The 15,282-nt window shown below is 62.5% G+C and carries 12 protein-coding genes; 5 read left to right on the top strand and 7 right to left on the bottom strand.

Going from position 1 to position 15,282, the window contains the following annotated elements:
* Window positions 1-64: 64 nt before the first annotated feature.
* Together FB009_RS01500 and FB009_RS01495 are read left to right on the top strand one after the other, a co-directional pair.
* Window positions 65-799 carry an alpha/beta fold hydrolase gene (locus FB009_RS01500; RefSeq protein ID WP_018209982.1) on the top strand — a complete coding sequence of 245 codons (735 nt, stop codon included), beginning with the start codon at window positions 65-67 and terminating at the stop codon, window positions 797-799.
* A gap of 28 nt (window positions 800-827) precedes the next feature.
* On the top strand, window positions 828-2,006 hold the full coding sequence (locus FB009_RS01495; RefSeq protein WP_018209981.1) for a nuclear transport factor 2 family protein: 1,179 nt from the start codon (window positions 828-830) through the stop codon (window positions 2,004-2,006).
* Between the two features lie 176 nt (window positions 2,007-2,182).
* Here FB009_RS01495 and FB009_RS01490 read toward each other — a convergent pair whose 3' ends face one another.
* The 6 genes from FB009_RS01490 to FB009_RS01465 form a co-directional block, all read right to left on the bottom strand.
* Window positions 2,183-2,956, bottom strand: coding sequence for an exodeoxyribonuclease III (locus FB009_RS01490; RefSeq protein ID WP_018209979.1), 774 nt, complete (start codon window positions 2,954-2,956; stop codon window positions 2,183-2,185).
* A 7-nt stretch (window positions 2,957-2,963) separates the two neighbouring features.
* Window positions 2,964-3,605 (bottom strand): alpha/beta hydrolase family protein, encoded by a 642-nt coding sequence (locus FB009_RS01485; RefSeq protein WP_018209978.1) that lies wholly within the window; start codon window positions 3,603-3,605, stop codon window positions 2,964-2,966.
* Window position 3,606: 1 nt separating this feature from the next.
* On the bottom strand, window positions 3,607-4,692 hold the full coding sequence (locus tag FB009_RS01480) for a tetratricopeptide repeat protein (protein ID WP_024311169.1): 1,086 nt from the start codon (window positions 4,690-4,692) through the stop codon (window positions 3,607-3,609).
* Window positions 4,692-5,591, bottom strand: a complete 900-nt coding sequence (ku, locus tag FB009_RS01475) for a non-homologous end joining protein Ku (protein WP_018209976.1) — start codon at window positions 5,589-5,591, stop codon at window positions 4,692-4,694. The genes FB009_RS01480 and ku overlap by 1 nt, the downstream gene beginning before the upstream one ends.
* Window positions 5,592-5,678: 87 nt before the next feature.
* The gene (gene ligD, locus FB009_RS01470; protein ID WP_018209975.1) at window positions 5,679-8,129 is read right to left on the bottom strand and encodes a DNA ligase D; all 2,451 of its coding nucleotides are present in this window, start codon (window positions 8,127-8,129) and stop codon (window positions 5,679-5,681) included.
* Window positions 8,130-8,207: 78 nt separating this feature from the next.
* A complete protein-coding gene (locus FB009_RS01465) occupies window positions 8,208-9,044 on the bottom strand; it encodes a bifunctional allantoicase/(S)-ureidoglycine aminohydrolase (protein ID WP_024324475.1) in 837 nt (278 codons plus the stop codon).
* A 133-nt stretch (window positions 9,045-9,177) separates the two neighbouring features.
* On the opposite strand from FB009_RS01465, the gene FB009_RS01460 reads away from it, so the two are divergent.
* Window positions 9,178-10,062 (top strand): LysR family transcriptional regulator, encoded by an 885-nt coding sequence (locus FB009_RS01460; RefSeq protein WP_024324474.1) that lies wholly within the window; start codon window positions 9,178-9,180, stop codon window positions 10,060-10,062.
* Between the two features lie 247 nt (window positions 10,063-10,309).
* Complete coding sequence (locus tag FB009_RS01455) at window positions 10,310-12,358, top strand: SMc04171 family calcium-binding repeat protein (protein ID WP_018209972.1); 2,049 nt, start codon at window positions 10,310-10,312, stop codon at window positions 12,356-12,358.
* A 142-nt stretch (window positions 12,359-12,500) separates the two neighbouring features.
* On the opposite strand, the gene FB009_RS01450 is transcribed toward FB009_RS01455, so the two are convergent.
* Complete coding sequence (locus tag FB009_RS01450) at window positions 12,501-13,322, bottom strand: IclR family transcriptional regulator (protein ID WP_018209971.1); 822 nt, start codon at window positions 13,320-13,322, stop codon at window positions 12,501-12,503.
* Window positions 13,323-13,487: 165 nt separating this feature from the next.
* Here FB009_RS01450 and gcl point away from each other — a divergent pair, with 165 nt between their 5' ends.
* Complete coding sequence (gcl, locus tag FB009_RS01445; protein WP_018209970.1) at window positions 13,488-15,272, top strand: glyoxylate carboligase; 1,785 nt, start codon at window positions 13,488-13,490, stop codon at window positions 15,270-15,272.
* The last annotated feature ends 10 nt before the right edge of the window (window positions 15,273-15,282 follow it).

Genomic DNA, 15,282 nt, shown 5'->3' with positions numbered 1-15,282 from the left:
TTTTGCCGCATCCGAGAGAGTGGCGTGGCGTGGCTGTGCGCGAACCCCTCCGAGCGAGTTGACGATGACCGCTTCCCCGAACGACGAACCGCGACCGCCGCTCCTGCTTCTGCCAGGCACCGCGTGCGACCAGCGAGTCTTTGCGCCCCTGATCGACAGGCTCGGCGATTATCCGGTCCTGATCGGAGACATGGGCGGCGCTCGGACAATGGCGGCGCTCGCCGGAGATATCCTTGCGGCTGCACCGCCCTATTTTCTGCTCGCCGGCTTTTCGCTTGGCGGCATTTGCGCGCTTGAAATGGTGGCGCAGCGGCCGGAGCGGATCGGAAAGCTCGCTCTGATCGATACGACCGCGCGCCCCGATCCGGCAGAAAATGCCGCAGTCCGGCGCAAGGCGGTTGCGGATGCGCGGGAGAAGGGAATGGACGGATTTATCCTTGATAACTGGCCGCGACTCGTTGCCCCGACCAATGTCCATGACGGAAGCCTGCGCGACACGATCGTCGCCATGGCGCGCGATTGCGGGCCTGACCGGCTTGCCGAGCACGCGGAAGTCGCCATCAGCCGCGCCGACAGCCGGCGGCGTCTTGCCGAGATCAGGCAACCGACGCTGGTCCTTGCAGGAGCGCATGAGGAAGTGTGCCCGCTCGATGCGCAACAGGAACTCGCCGCCGGAATTCCCGGCGCGGAGCTCCATCTCATCGCAGAAGCAGGCCATTTCGCACCGCTTGAAAACCCCGATGCCGTGGCCCTCGTCATGAAGCGCTGGCTTGAGGCCGGTTCCGGCCCCTTATCGTAACCCATAGAATCCAACGGAAGGACATTTCATGAGCGACGACACTACCAAGGCAGTAAAGGCGGTGGCGCAGAACCAGCGTAAGGATCCGGCGGAACAGGTTTTGCAGGTCGAACGCCGGGACTATACCGAGCTTGCTCCCGTAGACCGGCCCCGCAGCCAGTCGCTCGATGGCTTCGACGAGATCTACACCGACATTGTCGATTATATCGTCCGCTGCACACATCGCATCTGGGACGAGCGTGACATCGGGCTGATCTATACGCACTATACCCACAACTGCGTCCTCTATGGCACGCTCGGCACCATCTATAATCGCGAGGATGTGGTGCGCGACACGATCCAGCGGCTGGTCTCGCTGCCGGAGCGGCGCGGCATGGCGACCCAGGTGCTCTGGAGCGGCAACGATGTCGAAGGCTTCTACACCTCCCATCTCGTCACCGGGTCCGGCCGGCACACGCAATATGGCCATTTCGGTCCGCCGACCGGCCGCACTTTCGTGGCGCGTACGATCGCGGACTGCATGATCCACCGCAACAAGATTTACCGTGAATGGGTGGTGGCCGATACGATGGCCATCATCAAGCAGCTCGGCCTCGATCCGCACGCCTTCGCCGGAAAGCTTGCCAGGTCTTCATTCGACAAAGGACTTTTCTCGCTTGATATCGGCGAGAACCGCCGCCTGCTCGGCCAATATCCGCCGGAGGCGGAAGCGGACGTCTCGATCGCGCATAACGATATCGAGGCCCATACGTTGCGTTGGCTGCACGAAGTGTTCAACGGGCGCATGTTCGGCAGGATCAAGGATGTCTACGCTCCCACCTGCCAGTATCACGGCCCGCTGATGAAGGAGCTTTACGGCGTGGCGGCCGTCACCCATCAACACCTTGGCCTCATCGGCTCGATCCCCGATGCCGCCTATTCTGCGCAGCACATCTGCTCGAACCCTTGCGAGGAAGGCGGCGTCAAAGTCGCTGTACGCTGGCTGATGGAAGGCCATCACCTCGGCTACGGTATATTGCAGGACCTCGGCGAGCCGACCGGCGCCCGATTGCAGGTCATGGGCATGACCCATTACCACTACAAGGACGGAAAGATTGTCGACGAATGGAATGTCTACGACGAGCTGTCGCTGCTGGTGCAGGTCAAGCTTGCCGAAATGGCTCGCCAGTCGGGGTCAGCGAATGCAGAGGCTCACGGGGCCAGTTAGACGAGAACAACGGTCTCTCGGCCGCGGGGCGTGGTTTCGAAGCATTGGTGCCGGCCTTTGCCGTAGCTGTGCAAGGCTCGCCTCGCCACAGCAATCTGCTCCGCCTGCTTCGACCAGGAGGCGATGCGCGTGGGTGGTCCGGCGACGCCGGGCGACCACACTTTTCTGACTCCGCCCTACTCGCGCAATGTGATCCAGACCGGCGCATGGTCGCTGGCCCCTTCAAGCCCGCGGATTTCGCGATCGATTCCGGCGCCGGTCAGCCGGCGCTTGAGCTTTCCGCTCAGGAGGATGTGGTCGAGGCGAAGGCCGGCGTCGCGCTGCCAGCGGTTCCGGCGATAATCCCAGAAGGTGAAAAGCTGCGCCTGCGGGTGGACCTTACGAAGTGCGTCGAGCCAGCCCTGTTCGACAAGGCTCTTGAACGCTGCGCGGCTTTCCTGCTGCACGAGAGCGTTGCCGTCGTAGGAGCGGGTCGGATAGATGTCCCGCGGTTCCGGGACGACATTGTAGTCGCCCGCGAGTAACACCGGAACGCCCGCTTCGAGAAGCGCGGCAGCGTGCAGATTGAGGCGTTGGTGCCAGGCGAGCTTATAGTCGAATTTCGGGCCGGGCTGCGGATTGCCGTTGGGCGCATAGAGCGAGCCGATCAGGATACCGTTCACCGCGGCCTCGATGTAGCGGCTCTGCGTATCGGACGGATCGCCGGGCAAGCCTGTTCGCGTGAGGACCGGTTCGCAGCCGCGGGCAAGAATGGCAACGCCGTTCCAGGCTGCCTGGCCCAGCCAGACGGCACCGTAACCGGCCGCCTCGATCGCGGCTTCGGGGAACTGTCCGTCCGTCGCCTTGAGCTCCTGCAGACAGACCACGTCCGGCCCAGCCGCCGCTAGCCAGGACAGGAGGTGGTCGAGTCGCTTGTTCACACCGTTGATGTTGAAGGTCGCGATCTTCATCGGGAGCTCAAGACGCGAGGCGGCCCGCCCATCGGGCAGCCGCCTCGGCCAGCGTCTTCAGGTGATCTGCGGCCGAGAAGCCGGAGATGGTCTTGCGCGGCTTGAGGTCGTGGTCGCCGTCTTCCAGCCAGAGGAGCTCGATCCTGTCGGAGAGATCATATTGCGAGACCTCGTCGCGGGTGCCGAACTCGTCGCGGGTCCCCTGGCAGATCAATGTAGGCGTCTGGAGGTCGGCAAGATGCCGGGTGCGCAACTGCTCCGGTTTTCCGGGAGGATGAAAGGGATAGCCGAGGCAAAGGAGCCCGGCGATCTTGCCCTCGGCATGAAGGTCGTCGGCGACCATGCTGGCGACGCGTCCGCCCATGGACTTGCCGCCGATCACGAGTGCGCCTTTGGTGCCGAGCTCGGCAATCGCCGCCCGATATTCCGGATTCAGCGTTTCCGCGCGCGGCGGGGGCTTGCGCCCCTCCGAGGTGCGCCGGGCCGCCATATAGCCGAACTCGAAGCGGGCAACGCGGAAACCTGCGCCGGCAAGCGCCTGAGCGGTGGCGTTCATCGATGCCGAATCCATCGGCGCTCCGGCTCCATGCGCGAGCAGAATGGTGACGGGCGCTTCGCCCGGCCCGTCGAACAGGAACTTTCCGCCCATATCACCCAGCCGTTCTGGAGAGGAGTTGAAGGTTCACGAATTGAACGCCGCGTTCGGCCCTGCGCGCCCATTCGGAATCCTGATCGAGTTCGAGGTAGCGCATCCACCAGCGGCGCGCCTCGGTGAGATTGCCCGCATCGAACTCCAGCTTCGCCAGGTTGAAGACCGCATCGGCATAACCGCCGTCGAGCTCGATCGCTTTCGTGAGATGCCGCCTGGCGGTATCCGTGCGGCCGCGTTCCTCCATCAGCCCCGCAAGGTTGAACCATGCCTCGACGAAGGAAGGATCGAGCTTGATGGCGCGGGCATAGTCGTGCGCCGCTTCCGCCTCCTGTCCGGCGGCCCTGAGGCAGTTGGCGCGATTGAAGGCCGCAACGGAGTCGGTGCGGTCGATGGCGAGGTAGCGCTGGTAGAATGCCGCCGCCTCATCGTAGTCTCCCGCTTTCTCGGCCGCTTCGGCCAGCGCGAAAAGGTCTTCGAGCGCCTCCTCGTCCGGAGAGCCGACATCGAGCAGCATCTGGCCGTCGAGCTCGCTCAAGCCCTCGGCGCGTCGCGCATAGATCGTATCGTTGCCTTCATGGTGCAGGGAGAGTGCGGTGAGGGATGCGACATTTCCGGAGCGGTGAACCGATCGCGCGATCGCGCTCCATCCGGCGCCGCTGGCCATCAGCCCCGCATACTTCCGGGCGAGGATCAGATCACGGAAAGAATATGGTTCGCCATCATGCTCGAAGGCGTCGAACAGCGATAGAAGATCGAGGTGGCGAGGGGAGACTCCGGACTGGTCGATGAGCGACTGTCGTGCCAGCGCCGATGTTTCCGCCGCGCGCGCCAGCCCCAGCAGGCGCAGGAAGCCATTTTCGCTGAGAACGCGCCCATGCGCTCCGCTCTCGCCGTCGAAGCGCTTTTCGATCTCCGCCTCGGTTGCTCTGGAGAGCAGCCCCCGCCCGAAGACCACGTAGTTCGTCTGGCGCGCGACGCCGCGCCTGAGGTGCCCGCCCTGTCGCTCGACCTCACGCGCCGCGAGCCGCCGCGGAAAAGCGGCGAGCGCGCCTACGATACCGAATGTCCTGCCGGCAACCGCCATCAGGCTTTCTTCTTGGCCGCGGGTTTGGCCACCACGGACTTCGCGGGGGCGCGCTTCGCTCCGGCAGTCTTGGCGGCCGGCTCTTTTGCTGCTGCCACGTCCTTGGGCTTGCTCCTCGCCGGAGGTTTGGATTGAGAAAGGCTCGCTTTCAGAGCGTCCATCAGGTTGACGACGTTGCCGCGCTCGGGTGCCTGCGCGATGATCGGTTTGTGGCCCTTGAGCTTCTCGCGGATCATCTGCATCAGCGCGATTTCGTAGCGATCCTCGTACTTCTTCGGATCGAAGGTGGTCGCCTTCTGCTCGATGAGCGCTTCCGCCAGCTGCAGCATCTCGGGATCCGGTTCGCCGACCGGTATATTGCCGAAATAGTCCGCTGTACCACGCACCTCGTTCGGGTTGCGCAAGGTGCAGACGAACATGCCGGTCTCACGCGGTCCGATGGTCACCACCCGTTCGCGGCTCGAGAGAACGAGACGGGCGATCGCGAGCTTCCCGCTTCGGCGCAAAGCTTCGCGCAGCACGACGAAGGTCTCCTCGGCCATCGCCCCGTCCGGCGCCAGATAATAGGGCGCGTCCTGGTAGATCACATCGACCGAATCGGCGTCGACGAAGGCTTCGATGTTCATCGTATGGTTGGATTCGATCCTGACGCTTTCCAGATCCGAGTCCTCGATGATGATGTATTTCTTGTCTTCGTATTCATAGCCCTTCACGAGGTCGGAGCGCTCGACGAGTCCGAGCTCCGGATCGACAGGCTTCATATTGATCCGGTTATGCGTGTCCTTGTGAAGCTGATTGAAGGAAATTCGCTCGCTTGCGCTGGTGGCGGGATAGAGCCTCACCGGACAGCTCACGAGACTCAGCCTGAGATAGCCTTTCCAACTTGCCCTGGGTGCCATGGTTTTCTCCTACGCGGCACTGCGATAACAACTGCGCCAGAGCGGGATGAGGAAAGTGCATGCGATTTCCGCCTGCATCCCGCGCCTCTACAATAACGGCAGATCCCTCGCGAACGCATCGATGTCGGCCCAGGGATCGCCGGACGAGGCCAGAAGGCCCGGCAGCGAAGAATAGTTCAAATCCTGCGGGGCGTCGATAGCCTCGAGATCGGCCCAGCTGAGCGGCGTCGACGCGGGCAAATTGGTGCGGGCCCGCAGTGAATAGGGGGCCGCCCAGGTATGGCTGCGGGCGTTGCGGTGATAATCGATGAAGATGCGCTTCACCCGGTTGTCCTTGCCCATGGTGGTGGTGAAGCTATCCGGAGCCGTCGCCGCGAGGCGGCCGGCAAGCGCACTCGTCGCCGGATGGAATTTCTTCCAGTCGAGCTTCGGCTTGACCGGAACCACGACGTGCACTCCCTTGCCGCCCGATGTCTTGACGAAGGGCACGAGGTCAAGCGCCTCGAGCTCGGACTTGATGTGGATCGCGGCCTCGACAACTTCCCGCCAGGCAATGCCTTCGCCGGGGTCGAGGTCGAAGACAACCCGGTCGGGCTTGCCAAGGAGCCTGCACGTGGCTCCCCAGTTGTGGAACTCGACGACTCCGAATTGCGCCAATGCCAGATATCCTTTCGCGTCCTCGACAGACAGATAGGTCCTGGACTCGCCCTCGGAGTTGATTGCCTCGAACGTCGCGACCGAAGGCGGCATGCCGGTGAAGGGGTGGCGCTGGAAGAAACAATCCTGAGTCCGGCCGGTAGGACAGCGCACCAGCGAAACCGGACGGCCGAGGATGTGCGGCAGCATGAAATCGCCGATCATCGCGTAATACACGGCAAGGTCGAGCTTGGTCGGGCCGGACTTGCCGAAAAGGCGTCGTGTCGGATTGGTGATCGATATGCTTGCGAGATCCGCGTCCGAGATCAGGCGCTTTCTCGACGGGGATACCGGCGTCGTCAACTCAACGTCGCGGAGGCCTTTGAAGACGGCATGGCGCAGCACATTGTCGGTCGTCCGGTTGCCGTAATGGATATGAGCTCTGAGCAGTGGCCGTACCCAGATGATTTCCTTGGGCGCTCCTTCGAGCCTTGCGGCACCGGAGCGCAGAGGTTCGAGCCTTTTAAGCAATTTCTCAAGAATCGCTGCGTCGAAGCCGGTTCCGACCTTGCCGCGATATGCCAGCTCTCCGTCGGACCACTCTCCAAGGGCAAGTGCCGCAAGGCCCTCGGCCGCCTCCGACACGGTGTAGCCGACGATCACGAAATCCTCCGCCTTCAATGCCTTCGTCTTCGTCCAGGTCTTCGACCGGCCGCTCCGGTAAGGCGCCGAGAGGCGTTTCGAGACGATCCCTTCCAGACCCATCTCCGAGGCCTGGTCATAAAGCGCGCGCCCTCCGCCGACCACGTGATCGCTGAACTGGATGGCCGAGCGATCGGTGACCTGCCCCGCAAGCAGCTGCTTCAGCAGCGTTTTACGCTTTTCGAGCGGGGCGTCGAAAAGATTCCAGCCGTTCAGGTGCAGAAGGTCGAAGGCGTAGAATACGAGGCTGTTGCCGGCGCCGGTGGAAAGCGCATCCTGCAAAAGGGCGAACCGGCTGACCCCCGTCTCGTCCAGAACGACGATCTCGCCGTCTATGATGGCATCGCGGCAGGGCAGCCGCCGGAAGGCCTCCGGCAGGTCTCCGTAACGCTTGGTCCAGTCTAGCCCGCCGCGCGTGATGAGGCGGACCCTTCCGTCAGCGAGGTGGGCCATGGTGCGATAGCCGTCGAACTTGATTTCGTGCAGCCATACCTCGGGCTTCTTACCTTTCTCGGCTTCGGGAGGAAGGACCGTCGGGGTGGCAAGCTGGGGCTCCACGCGATGGGGCGCTGCGCCCTCGACCGCACCGGGAAGCGCGCGGGGATTGAGCTTGACCGGTTTGGGCGCTGCCTTGGGCTTTTCCACGAGTTCCTCGATCCGCCGGCCGGACTTGACGCTTTCCGGACGGGCGGCAAGGATATCGATCGACGTGTCGGCGGCGAGGTCGCGCTCCTTGAACAGGAGCCAGTTGCGCTGATCCTCTCCGGGGCGAGGCTTCAGGCGGGTCAGCATCCAGCCGCCTTTGAGTTTCTCCCCCGCCAGACGGAACTTGAAGGCGCCCTTGCGCAGGTCCTGTTCGAGATCGCCCATCGGCGCCCAGACGCCCTTGTCCCAGACGATCATCGGGCCGCCGCCATATTCGCCCTCCGGGATCACGCCCTCGAAGTCGATATAATCGAGGGGATGATCCTCCGTCGCTACCGCCAGTCGCTTGTCGGCCGGATTGAGCGAAGGTCCCTTCGGCACCGCCCAGCTTTTCAGGACATCGCCGACCTCCAGCCTCAGGTCGTAATGGTCGGCGGTCGCGTGGTGCTTGTGCACGACAAAGCGGTTACCGCCGCCGGAGAGATTCCCGGCCGGCTCCGGCGTTTTTGAAAAATCCCGCTTCCCGCGGTAGGCATCGAGCTTCGATGTCGCCATGCCCCCAAGCTATGGCTTCTCACGGCCGGCTGCAATATCGGCCGGACACCGCTTACCTTCAGTCCACGGGTCGGAATGTCAGGCGAGCCTGCCCGGGTTGCCGAGTGTCATGTGGCGGTTCACGTCCTTGTAAAGCAGGTAGCGGAACTTGCCCGGGCCACCGGCATAGCAGGCCTGCGGGCAGAAGGCCCGGAGCCACATATAATCGCCGGCTTCCACCTCCACCCAGTCATTGTTGAGGCGGTACACGGCCTTGCCTTCGAGCACGTAGAGCCCATGCTCCATCACATGCGTTTCCATGAACGGAATGACGCCGCCGGGCTCGAACGTCACGATCGTCACATGCATGTCGTGGCGCATGTCGGAAGGATCGACGAAGCGGGTCGTGGCCCAGCGCCCGTCCGTTTCCGGCATCGGCGACGGGGGGATGTCGCGTTCGTTGGTGACGATCGCTTCGGGCAGGGGAATGCCCTCGACCCGCTCATAGGCCTTGCGGATCCAGTGAAACCTGGTCGGCGAACCGGATTCGTTTTTGAGGCTCCATTCGCTGCCGGGCGGGATGAAAGCATAGCCTCCGGATTGCATCAGATGCGTTTCGCCGTCGATCGTCAGATGGAATTCTCCGTCCACCACGAACAGTACGGCTTCGGCACGGGGATCCGTCTCCGGCCGCTTGCTTCCGCCGGATGGCCCGACCTCCATGATATATTGCGAAAAGGTCTCGGCGAAGCCGGAGAGCGGGCGCGACAGGACCCAGAGCCGTGTGTTCGTCCAGAAGGGAAGATAGCTCGTCACGATGTCGCGCATCACGCCCTTGGGAATGATCGCATAGGCCTCCGTGAAGATCGCACGGTCGGAAAGCAGGTTGGTCTGAGGAGGGTGGCCGCCTTCCGGAAAATAGTAGTTCTTGTGCATGTGGGTCCCATCGAAACGCGCGGCGAAATGGTCTTTCGCCTTTCTGCCCATGACTTTACAGGCTTGATCGGCGATACGTCCAATATATTGTTCAACTCGATCCAGAGGAACGATGTATCGATCGGAGCATGCGATGGAGCTGCGTCACCTGCGTTATTTCGTTGCGGTAGCCGATGCCGCAAGCTTCACGGCGGCTGCGAGGGGTCTCAACATCTCGCAGCCGCCGCTCAGCCAGCAGATCAGGGATCTGGAAGCGGAAGTCGGCACGCGGCTCTTCGAGCGCTCAAGCCGCAACGTTGAGCTGACCGAGGCGGGCGCGAACTTTCTCGAACATGCCCGGATGATTCTGGGGCAGGTTGAGCATGCTACCCATCAGGCGCGGGCCATCGGCTCCGGGCAGGTGGGAACGCTGAACATTGCGACCACCGGCTCGGTGCTACTGGGACCGTTGTCCAACCTGATCGCGCGATTTCGGGATGCATGGCCCGGCGTCTTCGTCCGAATCCATGAAATGGATCCCGAGGCGCAGGAGGCGGCGTTGCTGTCCCATCGCACGGATCTCAGCTTCGTTCGCAAGCCCCGCAATCACCCGCATCTCGTTGCGCATGTCGCCTGGCAGGAGAAGGTGGGCGTGGCATTGCCCGAGCACCATCGCCTGGCGAATTCCGGGACGATCGAGCTCGGCGACCTCCGGCAGGAAAGTTTCGTCTTCCTGAGGCTCGCGGATTCCCGCTTTGCTCGCTACCTGCACGATTGCTGCGTAACCGCCGGATTTGTGCCTGACATCACGAATGAGGTGGTGGAATCCTATTCCCTAACCAGCCTCGTCGCCGCAGGGCTCGGCGTGGCACTCGTCCCGGATTGCATCAGTACCCTTTCGCGGCCGGGGGTCGTCTATCGCCCGCTCGCCGATCCCGCGCCGGAAGCAGACGTCCACGTCATCAGCCGGCCAAACCCCGGCCCCGTTGTCTCAGCTTTCCTGGAGACGGCGCAGCGCACGGCCGTGAATCCTCAATAGCAGCGGAGAAATTATCATCCAACGCAGATGTTTCTAATACAAATATCGAAGCATATTTTAAGTATATTAACTAATTCATTTGAGTTGCTGAAAATATCCAGCAGTTATACATTGATGAGCAATTCTTTTTGTGACCCACATATGGGGCACCACTCGATCTTCGCTCGAGCGGGATGAGGAAGAGTGCGTCGGTTCTCCGCCCGCATTCCGCTCTAACTTATTGGAACAGATCCGGGAGAATGGCGTCATGGCGGTAATCGTGGGTTCGACCGGCTACGATATACTTCAAGGTACGGATGAGGCGGACCATATCTGGGGACTGCACGGTGGCGATACGATCGACGCGGGCGGCGGCGACGATTTCGTCGATGGCGGCGATTTAAGCGACGTGTTGACGAGTTCGAGCGGCTATGACCGGCTGCACGGCGGCGCCGGCGATGACCAGATCGTCCTGACCGGCACCGGCGGGGCCGTCACCGGAGGCCTCGGCTTCGACAGGTTGACCGTGGATATGTCGATGCTGTCCGATCAGCTGGTCTTCAACGGTGCAAGCGGCCACGGCATCATCGGATACGGGAGCGCCGGGGAACGGCACGTCTTTTTCCATGACGTCGAATGGCTCAGCATCGTTTCAGGAAGCGGCAACGATCGCATCGTGGGGACGGCGGGTCACGACAGGATCTCGACCGGAGCCGGCATAGACGTCGTCGTGGCGGGTGCGGGAAACGACGTCATCACGAATACGGGCGGCCAGGACCGGCTCGAGGGCGGCGACGGGAACGATCGCTTCGTGCTCGTGGGCACCGGCAGCACCGTCTTCGGCGGTACTGGAGACGATACATTGACACTCGATCTGGCTGCGACCTCGGGCGATATCGTGTTCAACGCGAACACCGGCCACGCGATTATCGCAAGCCGAACGCCTGACGAGCGCCACGTCTTCGCCCATCATAGTGAGATCGAGCGGATCGAAGTGATCACTGGCAGCGGAAACGACCGGGTCCAGGGGACCACCTTCGGGGACGTCATCAAGACGGACGCCGGAGACGACGTGGTCGATGGCGGAGCGGGCGACGATTCGATCATCGACGGGCGCGGCGCCAACCACCTTTCAGGCGGCGACGGCTCCGACCTCATTACGACCACGCTTTATTCCGCTTCGGTCGACGGGGGAGCGGGCAGGGATTCGGTGCGAATCGAGGAACGGTCACGTATGAGCGACGTCGCCATTGACTTCGTTTCGGGGACGGCGTCGACCGGCACGGTCTTTCGCAACATCGAAACGGCCAGTCTCGCACTCGGAGCCGGCAACGACACGGTGATCACGACGGATTTCCTTGCCTCCTTCGTAGATGCCGGCGCGGGCGACGACCGCCTCGTAGGCGGAGCCGGAAGCGATGCGTTCCACGGCGAGGACGGCAACGACCGCATCGATAGCGGCGCGGGCAACGACACGATCACGACCGGCCTCGGCGATGACGTTGCTTCCGGCGGCGAAGGCGATGACTCGCTCGCCAATGACGGCGGCAAGGATATCCTGGATGGCGGGGCGGGCGACGACTGGATTGCCGACGCCATTCCCGGCAGCGGCAGCCTGGGCGATGGATCGGTCATGCTCGGCGGCGACGGAAATGATGCATTCAGGGCTTCTTTCACGGGAGAAGTGGATGGAGGGGATGGGCGCGACTTGCTCCAGTTGCGCCTCGGATCGCTCTCGGCTGCAATCGACTTTGATGCGACGCAGGGAGCGATCCAGACCGGATTGACCTTCGCCAATATCGAGGACTTCACGGTAACGACCGGAGTTGCGAACGATGTGCTCCGGGGTGGAGACGGTAACGATGAGTTCGATTCTCTGAGCGGCAACGACCTTCTCGAAGGGCACGGCGGAAACGACATCCTGCGCGGATATTCGGACTGGGACCGGCTGTTCGGCGGCGATGGCGACGACCGGCTCGAGGGCGGCCCGCATGACGACCTTTTGAGCGGCGGCAACGGCACCGATACGCTGATCGGCGGCAGCGGCGCGGACACGTTTCTCTGGTCGGACGAGGTCGCCGGCCAGAGCGGCATCGATCACATCGTAGACTTGGACTTCGGCGACCTCATAGCCTTTTCCGCTGCCGCTTCTGAGAGGACCGGCATTCACGACCATGCGGGCTTCGTTGCCGCTGCAACCAACACGGCCGACGGTGTCTATGTCGCCTTCAACGGCTCCGCTGCCGACGGCATCCTGATCGAAAATGCTTCGATTGCAGCTCTGACCGCGGACGACCTGGTTTTCGGTCTCGCTTGATTCTCTGTGAAGGGACTTAAGGGTGCCGCGACGCCCCTTCACCCCGCCTGCGCGGAGAAGGTCGCGGCAGCGGCCTGACGAACTTGGCCGCGGACACGGACTTCGAAGCGTGGCGCTCAAGAACAGCCGGATGCAGCGCGCTTCAGCCCTCTTCCGGCCGGTGCCCGCCGATCGCGCGTGTCAGTTCGTCGGCCGTGCGACGGACGGCGGGGCCGAGGACCACGAGCCTCTCGTCGTCGACGCGGACGCTGGGACCGGAGATCGAGATGCCGCCGATCGCCTCGCCATATTCGTTGAAGAGGGGGGCGGCGATGCAGCGCATGCCGAGCGTATGTTCTTCGTCATCGATCGACCAACCGCGAAAACGGATCTCCTGAACATTCCTGATCAGGTCCGGCAGCGTGGCAAGCGTCCGTCCGGTGAAGCATGGCAGTGGCCTGCCGTTCAAAGTCTTGGCGATCTCCGTATCGGACCAGGTGGAAAGAATCGCCTTGCCGATGCCGGAAGCGTGGATCGGTCCCCGCCGTCCCGGACGGAAGAAGGCGCGCATCGGCGCATGACTTTCGACCTGGGAGATGAAAACGACGTCGCCGTCGTCCTCTATGCCGATATTTGCCGTCTCGCCGCTTTCGTCCATGAGGCGCTTCAGAAACGGGCGGCTGATCGTGCCGAGTTTGCGAAAGCGCAGGAAGGCGTTGCCGATCTCGAATGCCTTGACGCCGACCGTCCATGTGCCGGTTTCGGTATCGTTCGTCGCCATTCCGTGCTGGGCGAGCGAGGTAAGCAGCCTATGCACGGTCGAAGGCGCCATACCGGACCGTTCCGAAAGCGTGGTCAATGTCGAGCCGTCGCCTTCGGCAATGATTGCCAGCAGGGACAGGCTCCTGTCCAGCACCTGAACGGAGGCCGGCGTCGCATTCTCTCCCGCCTTGCGTCCCCGCTTGCCCTTGCCGCTCGCATCCATGCCAGTCTCCAAATCAGTTGAGCGAGATCATGCTCTACAGCGATTGCATCCCATTTTCTCCATTTTATTGAAAATCTTTATTTCCATATGATGGGAATGATTTCCATAAATTCGTTGAAACGGCGAAACTATGGAGTAGTCTTCCACAAAACAGGAGGAGTTCCCATGGCCAAGATGCGCGCCGTCGATGCAGCAGTTTTCGTACTGGAGAAGGAAGGGATCGATTGCGCCTTCGGCGTGCCCGGCGCGGCGATAAACCCTTTCTACTCGGCCCTGAGGGCACGCGGATCGATCCGCCACATTCTCGCTCGCCATGTCGAGGGCGCTTCGCACATGGCGGAGGGCTACACCCGCGCCAAGCACGGCAATATCGGAGTGTGCATCGGCACCTCGGGCCCAGCCGGCACGGACATGATCACCGGCCTCTATTCGGCCTCCGCGGATTCGATCCCGATTCTCTGCATCACCGGGCAAGCGCCGCGGGCGCGCCTTGACAAAGAGGATTTTCAGGCGGTCGACATCGCCAAGATCGCAGCACCCGTCACGAAATGGGCGGTCACCGTCATGGAGCCGGCGCTTGTCCCCTTCGTCTTCCAGAAGGCGTTTCACCTGATGCGCTCCGGCCGCCCGGGGCCGGTCCTCATCGATCTGCCCGTCGATGTCCAACTGGCCGAGATCGAATTCGATCCGGAAACCTACGAGCCGCTTACCCCCTACAAGCCGGCCGCCACGCGTGCACAGGCCGAAAAGGCGCTCGCCATGCTGAATGCGGCGGAGCGGCCGCTGATCGTCGCCGGTGGTGGCATCATCAATGCGGATGCATCCGATCTCCTTACCGAATTTGCCGAGATCACCGGCGTTCCGGTCGTTCCGACGCTGATGGGCTGGGGCGTCATCCCTGACGACCATCCGCTGATGGCAGGGATGTGCGGCCTGCAGACCTCACACCGTTACGGCAATGCGACCCTGCTTGCTTCCGATTTCGTCTTTGGCATAGGCAATCGCTGGGCCAACCGTCACACCGGCAATGTTCCGACCTATACCGAAGGCCGCAAGTTCATCCATGTCGATATCGAGCCGACGCAGATCGGCCGCGTCTTCGCTCCCGATTTCGGGATCGTCTCCGACGCAGGTGCCGCGCTCAAGCTCTTTCTCGACGTCGCGACAGAATGGAGGACCGCCGGCAAGCTGCGCGACTGGTCGGGCTGGGCCGGAGAATGCCGCGAACGCAAGCGGACCATGCTGCGCAAAACCCATTTTGATCAGACGCCGCTGAAACCCCAGCGCGTCTACGAGGAGATGAACAAGGCCTTCGGCCGCGACACCTGCTATGTCTCCACGATCGGGCTTAGCCAGATTGCCGGTGCGCAGTTCCTGCATGTTTACAAGCCCCGCAACTGGATCAATTGCGGACAGGCAGGCCCGCTTGGCTGGACGCTGCCGGCGGCGCTCGGCGTAAGAGCCGCTGACCCGAACCGACCGATCGTCGCACTTTCCGGCGATTACGACTTCCAGTTCCTGATCGAGGAACTCGCGGTCGGTGCCCAGCACAAGCTCCCTTACCTGCATGTCGTCGTGAACAACTCCTATCTCGGCCTGATCCGGCAGGCGCAGCGTGGCTTCAACATGGATTTCGAGGTCAGCCTCGCCTTTGAAAACATCAATGCCGAGGGTGATGCGGAGAAGGGGTATGGGGTCGACCATGTGGCGGTTGCCGAAGGCCTCGGCTGCAAGGCCATCCGCGTCAGGAGCCCGAATGAGTTCGCCGACGCCTTCGACAGGGCGCAGGCTCTGATGGAAGAGCACCAGGTGCCCGTCGTCATCGAATTCATCCTGGAGCGCGTCACCAATATCGCCATGGGCACGGATATCAATTCGGTCGTCGAGTTCGAGGAACTCGCCGAACGCGGCGAGGACGCACCGACTGCGGTTGCCGCCCTGCTCGATTGAAGAATGATTC

The organism is Sinorhizobium medicae, from assembly GCF_007827695.1.
Lineage (GTDB): Bacteria > Pseudomonadota > Alphaproteobacteria > Rhizobiales > Rhizobiaceae > Sinorhizobium > Sinorhizobium medicae.
This window is presented reverse-complemented; position numbering and strand designations above follow the sequence as displayed.